A 19,324-nucleotide genomic window follows, 5' to 3' on the forward strand; every position below is an offset into this window, starting at 1 on the left:
GCCAGCGAAGGAGATAGCGAATGGCTAAGGTCAAAAATCTCAACAAGGCAATTGTTAAGGAGCCAGAGGTTGCAGGCGTCAAGATCGAGCGCAAAAACCCAGGTATTAACGCAGCCGGTCAGGCGCCCGTTGCAACCAAGACGGCGGGTGCTCCGCTCAAACGCAAAAGCCCAATTGTAGAGTCTTTTCCGGCCAGACAAATCGCCCCGACCTGTGGTCGGCAAAACGCCGCGTCCAACCGACAATCGTGGAGAGTAGCCATGCCACCCAAACCAGAGCCGGCCGAAGAACCGCCAGTGGACACGTCAACTTGGACGCCAGACGTCCGTGAACCTGATCCCGATGTTCTTCCCGACGAGCAGCCCGTCCCGAATCCCGACGAGAATAGTGACCCTCCAATGAGAGCTCTCATATGAGCGAACATGACATTCGCAACGGTGGCTGTCTTTGTGGTGCAGTTCGCTTCTCGGTCAAGGGCGCCCCGCTTCGCGTCGGGCTATGCCACTGTCATGATTGCCGGCGCACGAGCGGGAGCGCATTCAACTTCTTCGGGGTCTGGCCGCGATCTGCTTACCAAGGAACGGGCCAACTCAGCACGTTTGAAGGCCGAAGTTTTTGCCAAATTTGCGGATCTCGCGTGACATCCTTGCGGGATGACGAGGCGGAGATCATGCTCGGTGCTCTCGATCTTACTCCCAGCGACATCGTCCCCGGCTATGAACTCTGGATCGGTCGGCGCGAACCCTGGCTCATGGACCTGCAATGGGCTGAGCAATTCGAACACGATCGAGAGTCCCGAGCGATCGACGCGCCGCCAATCGAACCTGAAGTCCTGGGCCCGCCTCAACAGCCGGATACGTGACTTAGCGGAGGGCGTCACTACTCGCCTCGAACTCTGTGGGTCGACTGTGTCGGCGGCGGGCGGGGGATTGCCCGGCTTGGCCGTTCACGTTGGGCCGCCTTCGGCGAAGGCGAGGAACTTTATGCCCGCATGGACAGAGGCTGCCCCACAGCACCGGAGGCGTCATCACCCGGAACAAAAGCGGCTGCGCGCCGTGGACGTCGACATATTGGATACTGTCACCGGAGGTATCCAATTGCTGCAAAGCCTGTTCTCGTGGCCCCCTAGTTTGTCGTTGATCCCCGTTCACGGTGGGGGGGAACTGGTGCGTCCTACCAGCGTTCATAGGCACGCTTCGGACATGGTTCGAGCACTGGGGATGAGCGATGAAGGGTCAAGTCTTCGATATTCCGGTGAAAGTACGTCTGCGAGAGGGAGCTAAGGCCCGGCGGACTGCCTCTGCGCACGAAGCTTACGTTTTGCTCGAAAGTGCCGATTGGCCCGCCGACCAATCCCAGGCACATCGCGACGCCTGCAGAGTGGCCGAGGGCGCGCTTGCCGGCCATCGGCCGGTAGCAAAGGTTTTCGATGCCTTCAGCTTGGCAGCCAGGGAAGCAAGCATTCTTGTAGAGTCCTCTCCCGAAGATGCCGTCGTGCCAAGCCGTATCTATTTCGAAAGCAGTGTGTGTATCCAGCCGCACGGCGGCAGCGCTGTGCGCGAGGTCAAATCGGTCAACGGCGCCCGCGAGATCCTGATCGACTGGCCGCACGCCAAACGCGGGCCCTATTATCATTATCGATCGGCGAGTGAGGTCGTGCATGCTGCGCTGGATGGCAAGGCAACGCCGGACCAGGCCAGGGAGGCCCTCGTCGCATTGGCAGGGCACGCCGGCATCCTGGTCGAGCGTGGACTTTAGGAAAGCCGGATGGCGCTTCAAAGCGACACCGGGCCTTCATCCAGGAAGTACTCAATCCTCGTTAATCGATGGAGAAGCAGCCGCCCGAGCATCGTCAACCACGGAAGACGACCAAGTAGCCCTTAATTCGGAACCAGGAGACCGTGGCCGCGATGCGGCTTGGCCATCACAAATTCCAGGTCTGGGTTGGAAAGATATTTTCTGGCGGCTCTGGGAAGAATTCAACAAGGACCGCGTTCTGCTGGTGGCGGCTGGAGCAACCTTCTATTTGCTTCTCGCGCTGTTCCCAGCTCTGGCGGCATTCATCTCTATCTATGGTTTTGTCGCGGATCCAATTACGGTGGCAGATCATGTCGCATATCTCGGCGGGTTGCTGCCGTCGGGCGGGCTCGATCTCATCCGAGGCCAACTCCAGGCCTTGGCGAGGCAGAAACCAGGCGCACTTGGGACCGGCTTTTTCATCGGCCTCGCCATCGCTCTCTGGAGCGCAAACAGCGGAATGAAGGCCCTTTTCGACGCGATGAATATCGCCTATGAGGAAAGCGAGAAACGCAGTTTCTTCACCCTGAACCTGATGTCGATATTGTTCACGGTTGGTGCGCTCCTTATTGCGATCGTGCTCTTTCTGACCGTGGGCGTCGTTCCCGCACTTTTGCGCTATTTCTACCTTGATGCATGGACGGAAACGCTGGTTACGCTGGCTCGGTGGCCAATCCTGGTGATCGCGATGCTCACCGGCATTTCCTTGCTCTATCGCTTTGGGCCCAGCCGGGAACGTGCGAAGTGGCGATGGCTAAGCTGGGGGGCTTTGGCCGCGACGGCAGTGTGGATTGCCGCTTCGTGGCTCTTCTCGTTCTATTTGCAGCATTTCGCCAACTACAACGCCACATACGGTTCCCTTGGCGCCGTTGTCGGCTTGATGATGTGGACATGGATTTCAGTCATCATTTTCATCGCAGGTGCCGCCATCAATGCAGAGATGGAACACCAGACGGCCTGTGACTCAACCACGGGCCCCGCACTCCCCATGGGAGAACGTGGGGCAGTCGTCGCCGACACCTTGGGAAAGATCGCAGAGTGATACGAGTGCGGATCATCGTAGAGCACCGCTGGCGATCCTAGCTGAACTTCAGGAAGCGCTGGGTGCCGGCTACAGCTGAGACTCGATGGGAAGATGGCGGACCAAGGCCGCCAGGACACGACGAGAAATTCCGGCTTCCGGTTCTCTGGTATAGTCTTGGAGCTCACCCTCGTCGCATCCATGCCAGTGCAGGACGTTGTTTTTCAGCTCAAGCCGGTAGCTGGTTTCGGCCGATATTTCGGTTTGAAATCGGCGCTGAAGCTCAGCCACCAAGTTCGGATCCTCAAAGAGCACGCCCATCTCCGAATTCAACGACACCGAGCGCGGATCAAAATTGAAGGAACCGACGAACCCGATCTTGTCGTCGACCGTGAAGGCTTTCGTGTGCAGACTGGCGCCCTTCGACCCAAACACCGAGATCGACGGTTTACGCGTGAAGGGTTGGAGCTCGAAGAGTTTTACGCCATTCCTCAGCAGTCGCTTGCGATAGTTTGCGTAGGCTCCATGAACCGCGGCGATGTCTGTGGCTGCCAGGGAGTTGGTCAGGACTGAAACTTCAACCCTATTGCTGACGAGTTCCGACAAGATTGCGGAGCCCCTCCTGCCAGGGATGAAATAAGGAGATACGATTTCGAGACGGCGCCGCGCAGACTGAATGATGGGGCGTAACTCCTTCATCAGCCAACTGCGACGCCTCCAACCACGCACCTTCTCTGGAGGATCGGAAATTACGCGCACACGGTCCACCCAATGGACGTCGTTGCTTGCTGCAATGAACTCGGTGAGGGAAGCATGATCACCTATACCGCTTAGAAGTGTCGAAGCAGCTTTAGGGTCATTCCCCTCGAAGAAGTTAACGTGCTCGTTCTGGGCGCCTGAACCAAGTGCGCTGATCGGTATTGCTTCCTCACAAACCCAGAAGGTCTCGAATATTTGAGCGGTTTGCTGGACGGCAGGTCCCAGAAGCAGCACGTCGAGGTCGCGAAAATTGGTTTGTGCGGCATCGAAATAGGCATCGCCAACATTGCGCCCCCCGACGATTGCGACGTTGTCGTCCGCGATCCAGGCCTTGTTGTGCATTCGCCGGGTCAACGCAAAAAGGCGTAGCAGAACTTCCACACCGCGCACAATGCTGCGTTGTCTAATGCCACTAGGATTGAACAACTTCAGCTCAATGTTCGGATGATTGCCCAATGCTAAATATGACGAATCGTTTTTGCGAGGATTTACGTCATCTAGGAGCATCCGCACTCGCACGCCGCGCTCTGCAGCCTGGAAAACCTCCTGCAGAAGCATGCGGCCAGTGTGGTCATCGTGCCAAAGGTAGTACATTAGATCGAGGCTGCTAACGGCGCTTCTTGCTGCCAGAACGCGCACGGCAAACGCATCATAATTGTTAGGCACGAGCAGCAAGCCGCTCTTGCCCGCTCTTATGTTGTCATCTGCAGTTCGTGAAACGGATACGTCCATCTATCGCTTACCTCGGACGACGGTCGACGCCGCGTCGGCTCAAAATCACAGCAAGAACCTTTCAAAGGTGTTCTGGTTGCATATGATGATGTCTAATCCCGTGATCGGGCCCCGATCGGCAGATGATCAGAGGGATCCGAGAGAGCCGCGAAGCCCCGAAGCGTCGCGGTTTATGAATTGTTTTGGGTGGATGAGCGGAGCGGCAAGACACCATAGGTCGCACCCTCCGAGATCGACGAAATGGGGTCCGTTATGATCCTCTCCGGGCGGTCCGGCCCTTGCGCAGGCGTCAGACGATCTGCGCAAGGGCAAGCCACTGGAACCTGAAGCAAAGTGGGGTCTCAAGGTGTTTGAAGACATCGTGCGTATGTCGGAGTGGGCCGGAATCGAAAACCCGCTGAAAACCCCTGGGGAAGCCCGGCGTCGCGAGCCTCCCCGGCCATCATGTTTCATCGGCGGCTCGTCTGGCCGGGATCTGCTTTTCGCGCCTTCTCGATGGTGGCATAAAAAGCCTTAGGCCCCCCGGTGACACTTTTTGTTGGCCGTCCGCACTTTCGGTCGAAATGAGCACTTCGGCGCGAGCGAAAGAACCCGAAGAAAGTTTCAAGGGCTATCGAGAAATATTTTACTCGGATTTGGCCGTTCCGCGTAAAAGCCCGGAACCTTGATCCCATTCTGTCGTTTTGAAAATGATCGTTGCTTGAACGGTCCCAAAGCAACAGGAGGATTACATTATGAACATCAAGATGATTTTCTTCGGCGCAATGGCGCTCTCGATCGCTGCGGGCTCAGCCCTTGCTGCTGGGAATACCGGCACGTCGGCGCTCGATGATCCGGCCAAGGTACAGCCCTTCTATACAGACTCCAGCATGAAGACGATGGTCGGTAGCGACGATTTCGCGAAGGCCTGGAAGGCGCTGTCACCTGACGATCAGGCCGCGATGATGGCGGCGTGCGAGGACGAGGCGAAGGATGCCACCGCAGCCAACAGCCATCCGGAGTTCTGCAGTAGCGTTAAGCAGAATGGCGGTAGCAAGTAGCCCGCAATCGCTGCCATGCACGAACAGGCGGTCCCCTCGCGGGGACCGTTTTTGCGGACTAGAACTCAGGAGATCGAAGCCGGAAATCTCTATGCCGATTGAGTTTGGCGCTCAATTTGCCAGGCATTTGTGGGGCGCCGCACTTGCTGGCCATGGCGATCATCCGCGCCGTAGCGGGGTTTTAGGTGGCCTGGCTGGTTAGGACAGTCCACCTTGACGGCAATCCGAGTATAGGCGCGCTCAACACCGACCACCGCCTCATCTCTGTTTCCACCCGACCGCGTGCGCCCATAATCGCCTGTGACAGACTATGCGTGGTGGCGGAAAAAGCGATTCATCTTCGCGGTTGGATGACCGCAATTTAATGACGTGAGAAACCAAGGGCGGGGTTTCAAGCATGGTTGACGATCCAAGAGACTGACCTCGCAGGCGCAACCTCCGATCGCATGGTAGGTACTGCGTTTTGGCCCACCAAGGTGCTGCCGGAATTGGAAAAGGCCAATTCCAAACTGCTCTCGGTGGAATAGTCTGCAACTAACGTCTTCCCTAGGTTAGATTTGATGGCGGTTGCGCGCCTTCTCTCGAGCCGAAGTTAAATTCACAACACACGATGATTTCCATTCACTTGTACCTGTTGTTCCAGTTCTGAATTTTATTGGGTCTCTCACGTCGCTGCGGCTCCACCGATCTTGCCGTTCGCGACTGGGTGAGCAGTGACGCCGAAATTCCTAAAAGCAGTAGCCCGCCTTTGATGATCTCGCGCGTCGAGGTCGGCCAGCCGGCGAGCGCCAGGGCGTTCAAAAGGACGGCCAGCAAGGCCACGCCGACCGCCGTGCCGATGATATTCGGCTTGCCGATCTTGATGACGGTGGTACCCAGGAGCACGACGGTAAGGCCGTCGAGGAAGAACGAAGCGCCGATTGTCGGCTGGCCGGATTTCAAGCTGGCGGCGAGCAGCACGCCAGCAAGCGCAGCGGTCAATCCAGAGAAGCAGTAGAGGCCCAGGACGATCCTGCTGCAGCCGATGCCGGCTTCCTCCATCGCCTTGCGGTTCTGTGCCAGAGTGTAGATGCGGCGGCCGATCACAAGCCGATCTTGCGCGAACCATGCAAGTCCATAGAGCGCCAGCGCGAACAGTCCGAGCGATGGCAATCCAAACAAAGTCGCATTGACGAAGCGACCAATAACGCCGCTGTTGTTGACATAGATCGGCTGTCCGCCGCCAAGGATGAACGCAACAGCGTGTGCGATACCGCCGGTGGCGATGGTCGCGATCAGCGCGGGAAAACGCAGAACGCCGACAAGCAGCCCGTTGAGAAGGCCGAAGCCAACGCCGCAACCTATTGCAAGCAGCGCCGCAAGGGCCGGGTCCCAACGCTCCTGGAGCAGCCAGGCGAAGACGACACCCGAAAAGGCGGCGATCTCCATGAACGCGACGTCCATCTCGCCTGATGCCACCACCCAGGTCAGGCCGATGAACATGATAGCTGCGATGCTGGCGTTCTGCCACATCGACAGGAAGTTACTCCACTGTCCGAAGACCGGGTTGGTGAGAGCAAACGCAGCGTAGAAGGCGATCAGGATGCCGACCAGCGCAAGACGCGAGACGCGCTGAATCAAGGCGGCCCCTTGCGCAGCCCCGCTGGGTGTTTCGTGCGAGCTCGCCACGGTCATGACGAGGCCTTCTCCGCGCGCGGGCTGAACTGGCTCAGCACCGATCTTGCTGCCTCATGGACGCGGCTGCTGGTGAAGCCCAGGGCCACAAGCAGCGTCAGACTTACGACCGCGTCCGCATAATAAAATGGCACGCCAAGCAGCGTGAAGCCGTTGATCATCGTTGACATGAACAGCGTGCCTAGCAGCGTTGCCAACACCGACGGCCGCCCGAACAGCGCTGCTCCCAAATAGACGGCGGCGTAGGCGGGCATCAGGAAATTGATTCCCACACGCAGGTCCGCCTTGCCGCCGCCGGCTGTGACTATGATCGCGGCCAGCGTGGCAAGCACCGCACAGATGGAAAAAGCTACAAGCACATAGAGCCTTACGTGGATGCCGGACAGGTAGGCCGCATTGCGCGATTCACCCGTGGCGTAGAAGCCGCGACCAAAGCGCGATGCCTCAAGCAAAACAAGCGATAGCACGTATAGCGAGAGCATGATGATCGTCGGCATCGAGACGCCAAGTAGGCGCTGGTTGCTGATCTTCATGATGCCGGAGGTGAGGTAGTTCTCGTGTATAGGCACGCCGTCATTGTAGAAATAGGCGAGCCCATAGGCGATCGAGCCGGTAGCGATGGTGACGATGATGTCCGGCAGGCGCAGGAAGCCGACGATCAAACCGTTGATCAGCCCGACGAGCGCGGCCGCCGCCATACCGCCGGCAAGCGCCAACAAGACAGGCATTCCCGCGGCGACGCAGAAGCCGGTAGTCATCGCTCCAAACGACGCGACCCAGGGAAAGGACATGTCGAACTGACGCACCACGATGACATAGGTCAGGCCGAGCGCCGCCAAGCCGTTGGCCGACATCAGACGAAAGATCGTCTGCAGATTGTTCGTGGTCAGGAATTGCGGCTGAAGTGATCCGAACGTCGCGAGTATCGCTACGTAGATCAGCCCGAAAGCGAGTATCGGCGCCAATTTGCTCATGCGACGCGCGCCTTCTCTCGTGGAGCGCCAAGGCCCGCGAGGAGCAACTCCTCGCGCGTCAGGCTCGCGACCGGTCCTGACCTCACCATTTTGCCGGCCAGCAAGGCGATGACATGGTCGGACAGCCCGTAGGCTTCTTCGGCGTCCGAACTCATGACGATTACTGCGGCATGGGTCGCGAGTTCGCGTATCAGAGAATAGATTTTGGAGCGTGCGCCGATGTCGACGCCAACCGTCGGTTCGACGAAAACGTAGCAGTCGGCCTGCGTGAAGAGCCCCTTGGCGATGACGATCTTCTGCTGGTTACCGCCGCTGAAGGATTCCGCCTTTCGATAGGTGTCGTTCGGCTGCAGATCGACTTTGCGTGCCAGCTCGGTGGAGCGCCTTCGCGCCGTGCCAAAATTCATCAACCCGCCGAGACTTACTTTGCCCAAGCGCGCCAATGTCGTGTTGAACGCAACATCCCGTTCGGGCGTGAGACCTTCCTTGCGACGATCGCCCGGCACGAGGAATATGCCTGAGCGCAAGGCATCCCGCGGTGAGGTGAATTTAACGGCTCCGCCGTTGACGGCCAGCCCGCCTCCGGTAGGCGCCAAGGCCCCGAAGATTACCTTGGACAGTTCGTCCAGCCCCGAACCGAGCAGGCCGAAAATGCCGAGAACCTCACCCTTACGGGCGGTGAACGAGACATTCTCGAATTTGCCCGCGACGTCGAGCTTTCGCGCCTCGAGCACCGGCTCGCGCGGTTGTGGATGCTTGTCGGGATACACATTTCCGAGACTGGTTCCGAGCATCAGCTCGGCTATCGACCGAGCGTCGGTTTCAGCGGTCACGGGCTGCGTTGCGACGACCTCGCCGCCGCGAAAAACAGTGAAGCTGCTGGCGATCTCGAAGACCTCGTCGAGGCGGTGGGTGATGTAAATCACACCGATGCCGCGCTGGCTCAGGCGGGCAATCAGCGAGAACAGGATCGCCTTTTCGCGTTGCGTCAGGACCGAAGTCGGTTCGTCGAGAATGAGCACCTTGATGTCGTCGGCGGATATGGCGCGCAGGATCGCGATCATCTCGCGTTCGATCGCGCTCAACTCGCCAACAGGCGTGTCCAGATCGACATCGATCTCGTAACGACGCGCAAGGCTCAACGCCCTTTGGCGCAACTTCGCGCAGCTGTACAGCGCGCCTGTGGCTTCCTTGCCCAGATAGATGTTCTCGGAACCCGAGATATCCTCGACCAGCTCGGGATGCTGATGGACCGAAGCGATGCCGGCATGGAGCGCCGCTGCTGGCGAACCGATTTCGACCCTCTTGCCCGCCACTGTAAGCACGCCGCTATCCCTCGTGTAGAGGCCTGAGATGATCTTCACAAAGGTCGATTTGCCTGCACCGTTCACGCCGAGCAACGCGCGCACTTCTCCAGCCTGGAGTGCGAAGTCGATCGATTTCAGCGCACGGAATGCGCCGAAGCGTTTTTCGATGCCGTCGGCTTTCAGAACGGGTTCGTCCAACGGTTTCCTCCGATGCCACTTCAAGGTGCGGCCGGGCGGATGTTTCCCGGCCCGGCCGCGTCTTGGGAGACTATCCTCCCGTTTGGCCGCGGCTCAAAGTGCCCGCTGCCAGCCGAGTTTCGCCGCTTCTCCAGGGACATCGTAATTGTCCGGCACCGTGCCCTTGAGCACATCTTTGGTGACGGCATAGGTCGGGGTGATCGCGATGCGCGGCACCTTGTTTCCGGCCAGATGTTCATAGGCATAGAAGACGTTGAGAGCCGCCATCTCGTAGAAGCTCTGCGCCATCGAAAGCGCAACGCCTGTATCAGAGTTCAGGTGCTCAAAGACCTGCTTGCCGCCGTCGATACCGGTTGTGAACACTTCCGTGCGACCCGCGGCCTGAAGCGCGAGAGCGCCTTCCATCGCCGCTCCATCCCAGGCCGACCAGATCGCCTGCACGTCCGGATTTGCGGCCAGAATGCCTTCCACGCCTTGGCGCGGCGTTGTCGAGCCCGAGGGATTGAAAGACCATGTGTTGACGATCTTGATGTCGGGATACTGGCGCAACGCCCATTTAAGGCCGAGCGCGCGCAGGTCCCAGGTCTCGTTGGACGGCAGGTCGACGACGCCGATATTGCCTTTGCCATTCAGGCGCTTGGCGATGTACTCGCCGGTATAGACCCCCATGCCGAAATTGTTCGACAGGGCCGTCGAGGTAACAGGGACGCCGGGGATCAGACTGTCGGAGGCGAAAACCGGAATGCCCGCATCGATGGCCCGCTGAACCGCTGGCGCGATTGCCGCCGGGTCGGCCGCGGTGATGAACAACGTCGTAGGCTTCGACTGGATGAAAGCGTCGATCTGGTCGGACTGGCGCTTCGCATCATAGTTGGCGTCCGAAACCGTCAATGTGCCGCCGTGCTCCTTGATGGCGTCCTCGAAGCCCTTCTTCAAATGCGCGCCGGACTCACCGTCGGCCCACCCCATCGACAGTGCGAATTTCTCGCCATCCGCTGCCGAGGGAGCGATCGAGCCAAGCATGAGTGCTCCGGCAAGAACGACGCCTGTCAACAATCTCTTCAACATAAACTCCTCCCTTACAGGCGCGGTCAGTCCCGCCACCCGTTTTGAAGGATGGAGATAATTCGGGGAGCGGTCAACCTAAAAGTGCGATGGTTGCGAATGATGTGCAATGGTTGCACACTAGAACATCTCGGAGAGATTCTTGGCGGCAACCAGGGCGGCATCACGCAACGTGTCCAGGAATGCCAGTGTGAATCTGGAATCCGGGCCGGAGAAGCTGATCGTTCCATGCAACCCGCCGCGCCTGTTTTGAACTGGTACGGCGACACAATGCATGTCGTCGGCGAATTCATGCAGGTCATAGGCGAAGCCGATCTCGCGAACCTTGGCGACTTCACGCTTCAAGGCACGCCCCTTGGTAATGGTGTTTTGCGCCAGTTTCGGGAGCCCTCGATCGACCAGAGCATCGACGAACGCCTCGCTTGCGTAGGCGAGCAGTATCTTGCCGGCCGACGTCGCATGAAGGGGCGATCGCTCGCCGATCGCAACGTCGACGCTCAGCCTCTGCTTTCCCTTGGCACTGTGGGTGAGCAAAGCGGAATTGCCATCCAGAACGGAAAAATGCACGGTCTCGCCGGTCAGGGAGGCAAGCACGGCAAGCGCTTCGTTGATGCGTGCGTTGGAATCATCCTTGTCGAGCAGCGACTTGGCCAGCCACAGAACCTTGTGCGCCAGCATGTAGCGCGCACCGGTACTATCGCGCTCGACATAGCCGGCCTCGGCAAGGTTGACCAGGATGCGATAGGCGGTGCTGCGATCGACGCCGACCTGGCGCGCGACATCCATTACCGCAAGCGGCGCGTTGGCCTCGGCGATGCTTTCGAGAATGCGTAGCGGGCGAAGAGCGATGCTCCGAGACTTGGCATCGTCGGTTTCGATCGTCTTAAGCATGAATTCCTCGCGTCTTCGCGACAATCTGTAGCGATGCTGTGCGCCAAGATCCAGACGCTCGAGTATCATAGCACAGTCCGCTGGTGCAACCAATGCACAGTTGATGCGGCTATTGCCTGATCCTGAGGCGTGCGGTATCAAGCTTCTCAGCACAGGAGTTGCACCATGGACGAGATCTCAACCTTCATCGCGCCGGACCTTACGGACAGCCGCGTTCGCAAGGCGCGCCGCTATTCGATGTTGATCAACGGCCGCTCCGTCGATGCCAAGAGCGGCAAGACGATCGATCGGGAAGGTCCTGGCCACGGATCGGCAATCGTCGGCCAGTGGCCGTCCGCGGACAAGGAGGATGTCGAGTCGGCGATCCAGGCCGCGCGCGATGCATTCGACAATGGCCCATGGTCGCGCATGACGGGAGCCGAGCGAGCGGCGCTGATGTTCCGCCTTGCCGATCTTCTGATCGAGCATCAGGAGGAAATGGCGGTCGTGGAAAGCCTCGAGGTCGGCAAGCCGATCAGCGTGTCACGCGGCGAGATCGCCTACTGCGCCGACCTTTGGCGCTATGGCGCCGGTATGGTGCGCGGCCTGCAGGGCGATACGCACAACACGCTCGGGCCCGACCGATTGGGGCTGGTGTTGCGCGAGCCTATCGGTGTCGTCGGTATCATCACACCGTGGAACTTCCCGATGGTGATCGCCTGCGAGCGGCTTCCTTGGGCCATAGGCGTCGGCTGTACGGTGGTGGTGAAGCCGTCGGAGTTCACGTCGGGATCGACAATCATGATGGCCGAGCTGGCGCGCGAGGCGGGGTTTCCAGACGGCGTGTTCAACGTCGTGACGGGATACGGCAACCCCGCCGGCCAAACACTAGCGGAAGATCCGCGCGTCGACATGATCGCCTTCACCGGCTCGGTACGCACCGGAAGATTGCTCAGCGCGGTCGCCGCTGACACAGTCAAGCGGGTGGGGCTGGAGCTCGGCGGCAAGGGTCCGCAGATCGTCTTTGCCGACGCTGACATCAACGCTGCCGCGCAGACGGTGATCAAGGGTTTCCTGCACAACACCGGCCAGGTCTGCATTTCGGGCAGCAGGTTGATTGTGGAACGCGGCATCGCGGATCAGCTGATCGACCGCGTCGCCGAGATCGCCAGCCATACGACCTACGGCGATCCGTTGAACGACCGTGTGGAAATGGGCTCACTCATCTCGGCCGCGCATCTCGATAAGGTCGAGCGCTACGTCCAAACAGCGGCGGATGCTGGCGCGAGAGTCATGATTGGAGGCAACCGAGCAGGCGCGGGCAAGGGCCACTATTTCGAACCGACAATTATCACCGGCGCGAAGCCTGAAATGTCGATCGCCCGTGATGAGATTTTCGGACCTGTGCTGACGACCTTGACCTTCGATACACCACAGGAGGCGGCGCGGATGGCCAATGACACTAATTTTGGGCTGTCAGCCGGTGTTTGGACCAAGGATCTCGAGAAGGCATTCAACACGATACGGGCCGTTCGGGCCGGACGCTGCTGGATCAACGATACGCTCGACGGCGCGCCGGAACTGCCGATTGGCGGCTATCGCCAGAGCGGAAATGGCCGCGATACCGGCAAATACGGTTTCGACGAGTACTCCGAGTTCAAAACTGTCATTGTTGCTTTAAAGGACGTGAAGCCATGGTCGCGGCAGGCCAAATTAAACGGCCTGCTGGCCTCCTAAACCGACATTTCACTGTGTCGCCATCGGACGCTCAATGTGTCTCGGGCAGACCACTTGCGGGTGCTTTGTAGAGCGCTCAGCTGGGTGGCTCGCCGGATATTGAAAGCAACGCGAAAGGCGGCGGCTGCAGGAGCCGGGAGCTTCGACGAGTTCGGAGAAATGCGGCCACTAAATGCGCGGTGGTTCGCTTGCTTTAAGGCAGGGGCGACAGTGCGCGCATGCAACCTCGGCGGACTGCGGAGAGATATGTTGATCGCCTCGATCTGGGCGCGGATTGACGATTGAGACCGCGCCGCCGCGCCTGCTTCGAGTGATCCTCGAGGGCCCGCTTGCGAATAGACGCCATCCACGCCGAGGGCGACGGCGTACATGGCGACCTGCCGCGACCGCTCGGATAAGGTAACGAGAGCACCAGCGCCGGATTTCGCTCGAACCTTTTTCGGCGCATCGGTTGATCCTCCCAAATCGGCCTGCCACTCCAATACGCGCCGGAGCAAGCCAAACTCAAGCGGCATCTCAGTCGAATGTGCCTAACGCGACAAGACCAAGCAGCAGGGTAGAGAGATAGCCGGCATAGAAGGCGATCGTCCTCAAATACGCCACGCCAGCCCAATAGAACGCGGTGAAAGCTACACGAGAATAGAAGTATGTCTGCGCCAACAACGCTGCCAGGTGCGGGTCCCGGCCTGTTAAGTGGGCGGTGAGAGCAACTGCGGCAAATGTGGCAAAGCTTTCAATGCCGTTGCTGAAAGCGCGCGACGCTCGTCCGCTGAATGCAGATCCGGGCTCGCTGCTTTCCCGATTTCCCATTTCATGCCGCAGTCCTTTGCCGACTGTCTCCGCAGCGGCGACACGCGAAAGTCCGACGGGAATGAACACGCTCGCGGTAAAGATCGCAGACAACGTGAGATACTGAAGTAGAGTAGACATGTTGATTCAGATCTTCATTGGCAACGGCCTAAAGATTTCCGAAATGGGTCGCGGTCCACTTCAGCGCGTCGGAAGGTTCAAGACGTTGGCGGTAGTCGACGTCGATGTGGCGCTCTAGAATCTGCCCTCTGGTATTGACAAGAAAGTTGGCGGGAACGGGAAGTTCAGAACTCGCGTCGGCATTGAATTCCGTCAGATCGATTCCGAACGACTTGTAGATCGGCAATAGCTCTGCCGAGAGCTTGAATACAAGCCCGAACCGGCGGGCGACCGCGTTTCCGGCGTCAGATAGAACAGGGAATGACAACGCAAGTTTTTCCTGCATCGACAGCGAATGATCTGGCGACTGCGGCGAGATTGCCACGATCTGAACCCCTGAAGCTGCCAGCTCACTCGAAATGTCAGCCAGTGCCTTCAGTGCCAGATTGCAGTAAGGGCACCATCCACCTCGATAAAAGGTCAGTAGCAACGGCCCTCCGGCCAGGAGTTCGGCCGAAGTGACAATCTTTCCCATCGGGTCGGGCAACGCGAACTCAGGCAGCGCCGAACCGACTTTCAACGCGTGATCTATTAGGTCGGTCCGAGCTAACGCATCACCTGCTGCGTCCATCACGGCGATTATCTCGGGCGCCGCCTGGTTCGTAAGACTAGTAGTGACAGCGTCGAGTTGGCTGCGCAGCGACATGACGTACTTCCGATATTCGGTTCTTCGGGGAATTTAGGCCGTTGCAAGCGCGCTAGGCCGGCGCATTCGCTCCGAAGGGATGATCGACGAGAAAGCGCCAGGCGCCATCGTCCCCCTTCCGAAGAATCTCCACCCCGTTTGCTTGGACGGTCGTCTGATTACCGTTGACGATTGACCACGCGGTCCGCGTCAATGCGTGATCGCCGGCAGTCACGATATCGACCGTCTTCACTTCCATTACGCCGCCAATCCGGATGAAGCCGGTCAACGCGCCACGAATTTCGTCAGAACCTCGCGCGAACTGCCCGGGTTGCGGCACAAGCGTGCCGTTGGGCTCAAATAGCGCCAGCAGACGTTCCACGTCCCTCTGATTGTAGGCCGTCGCGAGGTCCTGATGGAGATCCTCGGGTGTCTTTGCTGCAGTCATGTCAGGCTCCCATGTTGATGCCCGACTGTACGTCTACTCTCTGTGATATTTGAAGGAGCCAAAGCCTCAAAAAGCTATTCGATCGTCTCACTCTTTGATAGGAATGCGCCGTATCAATTGCGGGCGTGATGCAAATGGATGTCCTTGCCGACGTGTTGAGGCTGGCTAGTCTCGGAAACGCTGTTTTAACACGGTCTGAGCTCTACGCCCCTTGGGCACTGACAATCCCCGCTGATGTCCGTGTTGCGATTCATCTCATTCAACGAGGAGGGTGCTGGCTGCGCGTCGCTGGCAGTTCGGAGCCCGTTCGTTTGTCCGAAGGAGACATCGTTCTCATTCCAAGCGCGCTTGCCCACGTCCTGTCAGACGCCCCGGATACTCCTCCACTGCCTCTTGCGCAGGGACTTGCCCTTGCCCGGGAACGCGCGGACCGCGGAAGTAACGTCGGACGAGCCCTGCTTCTTTGTGCGGAGATCACCTTCGATCACGCGGCCCGGCATCCACTTGCTGGCGTGCTCCCGGACCTGATTCATATACCCTCCGATGCAGCGGAGCGGGGCGAGGCGCTTCCGGCGCTAACCCGCATTCTCCTGAAAGAAGCTGCGAAGCAGGATGCGGGTTCCGATATCGTGATCGCACGGCTACTCGACGCGCTACTTGTCCTGATTGTGAGGCACTGGCTCGATTCGCAGCAAGCACCGAGCGCTGGTTGGCTTGGCGCGTTACGCGATCCAAAGATCCTCCGCGCACTTGCCGCGATGCATCGTGACCCTAGCCATTCCTGGTCAGTTGCTGAACTTGCGGCGTGTGTCGGAATGTCAAGAGCTTCCTTTGCTCGGCGGTTTCCTCTCCTCGTCGGTCAGACACCGCTCGAATACCTGGCGAATTGGCGAATGAACGTCGCAGCCAAACTGTTGCGATCGACGGAACTCTCGGTCGAGAACGTCGCACTGTGCACTGGTTACGAGTCTGCAACCGCCTTCGGCAAAACCTTTCGCCGTTACTTTTCCAAATCGCCGGGCCGCTATCGGACGGACTGCGCCGCGGGCGGCGCGCCGGCGAATGTGTCGCCTGCCGCAAAGCTTACCGCCCGGCCAGGTGTCAAGAACGTCAATTGACTTTTGCACGTTCGGCAGTTGGGAAGCATATCCCTCATGATCTCGGCAGTTTCCGGTTCACTGATAATCGCGAAGCAAATTCCCTTGTCGTAGTTCCATTTTAATATGGGAGACTGCGGTATTGATTTGGGCGGGCCAATTGGCCAGCAATTCGCCAACAAATTTTTGGGGACTGCTCGAAGTCGCGGCGTGCCGCCCTTCGCTCTTCAGAGGTCAACGCTCGTTCAGAGGTCGTAACGACAGGAAACGTTAATTCTGCGGCCAACGCCATCCCGGCCCTACGCACCAATTCCGCAGCTGACCAGTTGATCGGCGTATGCAATGACGAAAGTTCAAACCTGTGCCATGCCGCCGTCAACGCTCAGATCTATGCCCGTCACGAACGAGCTGCTCTCGCTGGCCAAGAACAGTACCGCCTTTGCAATCTCTTCGGGCGACCCGAGCCGACCGAGTGGAATTTGCGCAATCAACGCAGGCAGCATCGCCTGAAGAACGTCTTCTGGGATTCCCATCTTACCGATGATGGGTGTGGCAGTAGGGCCCGGGCTAATGGAATTAACTCGGATTTTGCGATTCTTTAGATCGTTTGTCCAACCTCGAGCAAAAGAACGGACGGCGGCCTTAGCAGCCGCATACAACTGATCGCCCGGCATTCCCTTCGAATTCGATATGGAAGACATTAACACGACTGCACTTCCGTCTCGCAAAAGCGGAAGCGCTTTCTGTACTGTAAAAAATAGCCCTCTAACGTTGACATCGAACTCGCGGTCGAAGTGCTCCGGCGTCACGCTCCCGAATGGCGCCCGCGCCAGAATGCCTGCATTAGCGAACAATATGTCCAGCGTTCCGAACCTTTCATCCACTTCGTTGTAGAGCCTATCGAGCTCTTCGAGCTTGGAAACATCTGCGGTGATTCCGACCGCGCCGGCGATCGAGGCAGCCGCTTCCCGCACCGCAGGCTCTCTGCGCCCGACGACTATGACTCTCGCTCCCTCCTCGGCAAACAGCTTCGCAGTTGCAAATCCAATTCCGCTGTTTGCCCCGGTTATTAGAGCGACTTTTCCGCCAAGCTGTGCCATTCGTCTCTCTCAAGTTTTTCACAGCCCCGGGTAGCAGATGGGCTACTGTACGATAATTCGCTAATTATCGAACAGGCCGTGCAAATGCCTTCATCAATTGATTTATCCCGATTGGACGGCCTCGTCGTTTTCATGGCGGTTGCCGATCTTCGCGGTTTCAGAGCCGCAGCTGCCAAGCTGGGGCTAACGCCTTCAGCAGTTAGTCACGCTGTCAAAAGCCTAGAGCATCGCGTTGGCGCAACGCTCTTAGCCCGAACGACCCGAAGCGTCAGCCTGACCGAGGCCGGCCTGCGTCTCATGGAATACGCGCGCCCGGCGGTTGCACTAATAGACGAAGGTTTGGAGGCCGCGAGGGACCTGGGGGTGGTCGCCAGGGGAAGATTGCGGATCAATGTGCCGCGTCCAGTTCTGAGATTGATCACGAACCGGCTACTTCCAGAGTTCTTCGACGCTTATCCCAAAATCGAACTGGAAATGGTTGGCGATGATCAATCTGTCGACATCATTTCGGCTGGCTTCGACGCAGGAATTCGCATCAGCGATCTCGTTCAAAAGGATATGGTGGCGGTGCAGCTAACAAAGCCAGAACCGCTTTTGCTTGTTGGCGCGACATCCTACTTTGAGCGTTACGGAAAGCCACGTCATCCCCGAGATCTCAACGATGCCCGCGGCATCGTCTTGCAGCGCGAGGGTCGAAACGTGGGCCATTGGGACTTTGTGGTTGGGCAACGAAAGGTCACCGTGCAGCCCAAGGGCATACTTTTCACCAATGACGTTGACAACGGCATAGATGCAGCAATCAGAGGGATAGGTCTCATCTGCGCTCCGCAATCGTTTCTTCATGATCACATAACTGCGGGCCGGCTCGAACCGGCCCTGCAATCATTCGCTGACGAGTTTCCGGGCCTCTCGCTCTATTATCCAAGTCCGCAACAATCGTTGCCGAAACTTAAGGCATTCGTGACCTTTGCCCGAAAACGTATGCGCGATGACCCTGCGATGTCGGACGGTACCCTTGACACGCCGCCCTCGATTTGAATCAAACTCCATAACTTAATGGAGAGTGAGTTCAGCGAAAAGCAGATCATCGCAGCCCCGAAGGAGCATCAGACCGGGATCGAGATGCGCCATTTGCGTTACATACTGCGTGGATCTGCGCTCTGACGGTCTGCGTCTGGTAACCTGCTGGATGCTGAGCTTGCCGGCAGTGAGAAGTGCAGCAGTGGGGATTCGTTATTTCCTAGCCGCGCTTCTAGTGCAATTTGCGATCGAGGCCGCCAACGTAGAGTCGCCGACGGCTCGAGCTAAGGTTACCGCTCCAACAAGAATTGATACAAGACGCCATGCATGGGCCTGCCGATCCTCAGCTCTATCACCGGGTAATCCCTTCGAAATCTGTTCGACAACTCGCAACATTCCCGCGCGGTAGATCGCCTGTGTATCGACATCTGAGCGTATGACTTCTGGTGACAGGCTTTGCATGGCGCAGCTTAGATCTAAGTCACAGGTGCGCTTCTCGCCCAGATAAAAATCGACGAAATGCTCTAGCCAGTCCGGTCCATGCTGTGCCTGGAAGGCTTCGATCCCTGCTCGAAGCTCCTCAATTCCGACTTCGACGGCTTCCTGGAACGCGGCATCCTTCGAGGAGAAATGGCTGTAGAAGGCCCCTGAAGTAACCTGGGCCTCCTTAGCCAGCCCATCTACGCCGATACCCGCAAAACCCTTCCGTCGGAAGCCTCGGCCGGCCGCAGCGATCATTCGCGTCTTGGCTTCCTCTCTATGCCCGGCTCGATACCGCATGGTTGCCTTTCAGATAACGATCGTGATTTAACGATTGACTCCATAGCGATCGTTATCCTATGGAACATAGCGGTCGTTATATAACGGTCGCAATCCCATTACAAGGCTGCT

Annotated in this window: 19 protein-coding genes; 8 read left to right on the forward strand and 11 right to left on the reverse strand. The window is 58.4% G+C overall.

All coding sequences use genetic code 11. The features are described from left to right. Nucleotides 1-20 precede the first annotated feature (20 nt). The 4 genes from AC0L2H_RS16410 to AC0L2H_RS16425 all read left to right on the forward strand — a co-directional run bounded on the left by AC0L2H_RS16410 (nucleotide 21) and on the right by AC0L2H_RS16425 (nucleotide 2,839). Entirely contained in the window at nucleotides 21-416 is a 396-nt protein-coding gene (locus AC0L2H_RS16410; protein WP_473591201.1) for a hypothetical protein, read from the forward strand. Then, a complete protein-coding gene (locus tag AC0L2H_RS16415; protein WP_473591202.1) occupies nucleotides 413-862 on the forward strand; it encodes a GFA family protein in 450 nt (149 codons plus the stop codon). Before AC0L2H_RS16410 ends, AC0L2H_RS16415 begins: the two co-directional genes overlap by 4 nt. A 365-nt stretch (nucleotides 863-1,227) precedes the next feature. Then, complete coding sequence (locus tag AC0L2H_RS16420) at nucleotides 1,228-1,758, forward strand: DUF982 domain-containing protein (protein WP_473591203.1); 531 nt, start codon at nucleotides 1,228-1,230, stop codon at nucleotides 1,756-1,758. Next, entirely contained in the window at nucleotides 1,748-2,839 is a 1,092-nt protein-coding gene (locus AC0L2H_RS16425; protein WP_473591204.1) for a YihY/virulence factor BrkB family protein, read from the forward strand. Before AC0L2H_RS16420 ends, AC0L2H_RS16425 begins: the two co-directional genes overlap by 11 nt. 69 nt (nucleotides 2,840-2,908) lie before the next feature. Here the strand turns inward: AC0L2H_RS16425 and AC0L2H_RS16430 are convergent, their stop codons facing one another. Next, nucleotides 2,909-4,309, reverse strand: coding sequence for a phospholipase D-like domain-containing protein (locus tag AC0L2H_RS16430; RefSeq protein ID WP_473591205.1), 1,401 nt, complete (start codon nucleotides 4,307-4,309; stop codon nucleotides 2,909-2,911). A gap of 734 nt (nucleotides 4,310-5,043) precedes the next feature. On the opposite strand from AC0L2H_RS16430, the gene AC0L2H_RS16435 reads away from it, so the two are divergent. Beyond that, nucleotides 5,044-5,349 carry a hypothetical protein gene (locus AC0L2H_RS16435; RefSeq protein WP_473591206.1) on the forward strand — a complete coding sequence of 102 codons (306 nt, stop codon included), beginning with the start codon at nucleotides 5,044-5,046 and terminating at the stop codon, nucleotides 5,347-5,349. Between the two features lie 621 nt (nucleotides 5,350-5,970). Here the strand turns inward: AC0L2H_RS16435 and AC0L2H_RS16440 are convergent. The 5 genes from AC0L2H_RS16440 to AC0L2H_RS16460 all read right to left on the reverse strand — a co-directional run bounded on the left by AC0L2H_RS16440 (nucleotide 5,971) and on the right by AC0L2H_RS16460 (nucleotide 11,458). Continuing rightward, nucleotides 5,971-7,023, reverse strand: coding sequence for an ABC transporter permease (locus AC0L2H_RS16440; protein ID WP_473591207.1), 1,053 nt, complete (start codon nucleotides 7,021-7,023; stop codon nucleotides 5,971-5,973). Continuing rightward, nucleotides 7,020-7,997, reverse strand: a complete 978-nt coding sequence (locus tag AC0L2H_RS16445; RefSeq protein ID WP_473591208.1) for an ABC transporter permease — start codon at nucleotides 7,995-7,997, stop codon at nucleotides 7,020-7,022. Before AC0L2H_RS16445 ends, AC0L2H_RS16440 begins: the two co-directional genes overlap by 4 nt. Further along, nucleotides 7,994-9,526, reverse strand: coding sequence for a sugar ABC transporter ATP-binding protein (locus tag AC0L2H_RS16450; RefSeq protein WP_473591209.1), 1,533 nt, complete (start codon nucleotides 9,524-9,526; stop codon nucleotides 7,994-7,996). The genes AC0L2H_RS16445 and AC0L2H_RS16450 overlap by 4 nt, the downstream gene beginning before the upstream one ends. 69 nt (nucleotides 9,527-9,595) lie before the next feature. Beyond that, nucleotides 9,596-10,570, reverse strand: coding sequence for a sugar ABC transporter substrate-binding protein (locus AC0L2H_RS16455; RefSeq protein ID WP_473591210.1), 975 nt, complete (start codon nucleotides 10,568-10,570; stop codon nucleotides 9,596-9,598). A 117-nt stretch (nucleotides 10,571-10,687) separates the two neighbouring features. Then, nucleotides 10,688-11,458 carry an IclR family transcriptional regulator gene (locus tag AC0L2H_RS16460; protein ID WP_473591211.1) on the reverse strand — a complete coding sequence of 257 codons (771 nt, stop codon included), beginning with the start codon at nucleotides 11,456-11,458 and terminating at the stop codon, nucleotides 10,688-10,690. 165 nt (nucleotides 11,459-11,623) lie between these two features. On the opposite strand from AC0L2H_RS16460, the gene AC0L2H_RS16465 reads away from it, so the two are divergent. Continuing rightward, nucleotides 11,624-13,174, forward strand: a complete 1,551-nt coding sequence (locus AC0L2H_RS16465; protein WP_473591212.1) for an aldehyde dehydrogenase family protein — start codon at nucleotides 11,624-11,626, stop codon at nucleotides 13,172-13,174. A gap of 516 nt (nucleotides 13,175-13,690) precedes the next feature. Here AC0L2H_RS16465 and AC0L2H_RS16470 read toward each other — a convergent pair. Genes AC0L2H_RS16470 through AC0L2H_RS16480 form a run of 3 tightly spaced genes read right to left on the reverse strand, consistent with a single transcriptional unit; the run spans nucleotide 13,691 to nucleotide 15,216 of the window. Next, nucleotides 13,691-14,104 carry an MAPEG family protein gene (locus tag AC0L2H_RS16470; protein WP_473591213.1) on the reverse strand — a complete coding sequence of 138 codons (414 nt, stop codon included), beginning with the start codon at nucleotides 14,102-14,104 and terminating at the stop codon, nucleotides 13,691-13,693. Nucleotides 14,105-14,132: 28 nt separating this feature from the next. Next, nucleotides 14,133-14,789, reverse strand: coding sequence for a peroxiredoxin-like family protein (locus AC0L2H_RS16475; RefSeq protein WP_473591214.1), 657 nt, complete (start codon nucleotides 14,787-14,789; stop codon nucleotides 14,133-14,135). Between the two features lie 52 nt (nucleotides 14,790-14,841). Continuing rightward, nucleotides 14,842-15,216, reverse strand: coding sequence for a YybH family protein (locus AC0L2H_RS16480; protein WP_473591215.1), 375 nt, complete (start codon nucleotides 15,214-15,216; stop codon nucleotides 14,842-14,844). 134 nt (nucleotides 15,217-15,350) lie between these two features. Between AC0L2H_RS16480 and AC0L2H_RS16485 the strand changes: the two genes are divergently transcribed. After that, entirely contained in the window at nucleotides 15,351-16,334 is a 984-nt protein-coding gene (locus tag AC0L2H_RS16485; RefSeq protein WP_473591216.1) for an AraC family transcriptional regulator, read from the forward strand. A gap of 332 nt (nucleotides 16,335-16,666) precedes the next feature. Here AC0L2H_RS16485 and AC0L2H_RS16490 read toward each other — a convergent pair whose 3' ends face one another. Beyond that, nucleotides 16,667-17,413, reverse strand: a complete 747-nt coding sequence (locus tag AC0L2H_RS16490; protein WP_473591217.1) for an SDR family NAD(P)-dependent oxidoreductase — start codon at nucleotides 17,411-17,413, stop codon at nucleotides 16,667-16,669. Nucleotides 17,414-17,497: 84 nt separating this feature from the next. Here AC0L2H_RS16490 and AC0L2H_RS16495 point away from each other — a divergent pair, with 84 nt between their 5' ends. Further along, complete coding sequence (locus AC0L2H_RS16495) at nucleotides 17,498-18,451, forward strand: LysR substrate-binding domain-containing protein (RefSeq protein ID WP_473591218.1); 954 nt, start codon at nucleotides 17,498-17,500, stop codon at nucleotides 18,449-18,451. A gap of 195 nt (nucleotides 18,452-18,646) precedes the next feature. Here the strand turns inward: AC0L2H_RS16495 and AC0L2H_RS16500 are convergent, their stop codons facing one another. Next, nucleotides 18,647-19,171 (reverse strand): TetR/AcrR family transcriptional regulator, encoded by a 525-nt coding sequence (locus AC0L2H_RS16500; RefSeq protein ID WP_473591219.1) that lies wholly within the window; start codon nucleotides 19,169-19,171, stop codon nucleotides 18,647-18,649. Nucleotides 19,172-19,324: the final 153 nt, after the last annotated feature.

The sequence above is a fragment of the Mesorhizobium sp. WSM4871 genome (assembly GCF_055811295.1).

Coding starts and splice junctions, on each gene's coding strand:
- AC0L2H_RS16410 (WP_473591201.1), top strand. CDS start 21: ATGGCTAAGGTCAAAAATCTCAACAAGGCAATTGTTAAGGAGCCAGAG.
- AC0L2H_RS16415 (WP_473591202.1), top strand. CDS start 413: ATGAGCGAACATGACATTCGCAACGGTGGCTGTCTTTGTGGTGCAGTT.
- AC0L2H_RS16420 (WP_473591203.1), top strand. CDS start 1,228: ATGAAGGGTCAAGTCTTCGATATTCCGGTGAAAGTACGTCTGCGAGAG.
- AC0L2H_RS16430 (WP_473591205.1), bottom strand. CDS start 4,309: ATGGACGTATCCGTTTCACGAACTGCAGATGACAACATAAGAGCGGGC.
- AC0L2H_RS16435 (WP_473591206.1), top strand. CDS start 5,044: ATGAACATCAAGATGATTTTCTTCGGCGCAATGGCGCTCTCGATCGCT.
- AC0L2H_RS16440 (WP_473591207.1), bottom strand. CDS start 7,023: ATGACCGTGGCGAGCTCGCACGAAACACCCAGCGGGGCTGCGCAAGGG.
- AC0L2H_RS16445 (WP_473591208.1), bottom strand. CDS start 7,997: ATGAGCAAATTGGCGCCGATACTCGCTTTCGGGCTGATCTACGTAGCG.
- AC0L2H_RS16455 (WP_473591210.1), bottom strand. CDS start 10,570: ATGTTGAAGAGATTGTTGACAGGCGTCGTTCTTGCCGGAGCACTCATG.
- AC0L2H_RS16460 (WP_473591211.1), bottom strand. CDS start 11,458: ATGCTTAAGACGATCGAAACCGACGATGCCAAGTCTCGGAGCATCGCT.
- AC0L2H_RS16465 (WP_473591212.1), top strand. CDS start 11,624: ATGGACGAGATCTCAACCTTCATCGCGCCGGACCTTACGGACAGCCGC.
- AC0L2H_RS16470 (WP_473591213.1), bottom strand. CDS start 14,104: ATGTCTACTCTACTTCAGTATCTCACGTTGTCTGCGATCTTTACCGCG.
- AC0L2H_RS16475 (WP_473591214.1), bottom strand. CDS start 14,789: ATGTCGCTGCGCAGCCAACTCGACGCTGTCACTACTAGTCTTACGAAC.
- AC0L2H_RS16480 (WP_473591215.1), bottom strand. CDS start 15,216: ATGACTGCAGCAAAGACACCCGAGGATCTCCATCAGGACCTCGCGACG.
- AC0L2H_RS16485 (WP_473591216.1), top strand. CDS start 15,351: ATGGATGTCCTTGCCGACGTGTTGAGGCTGGCTAGTCTCGGAAACGCT.
- AC0L2H_RS16490 (WP_473591217.1), bottom strand. CDS start 17,413: ATGGCACAGCTTGGCGGAAAAGTCGCTCTAATAACCGGGGCAAACAGC.
- AC0L2H_RS16495 (WP_473591218.1), top strand. CDS start 17,498: ATGCCTTCATCAATTGATTTATCCCGATTGGACGGCCTCGTCGTTTTC.
- AC0L2H_RS16500 (WP_473591219.1), bottom strand. CDS start 19,171: ATGATCGCTGCGGCCGGCCGAGGCTTCCGACGGAAGGGTTTTGCGGGT.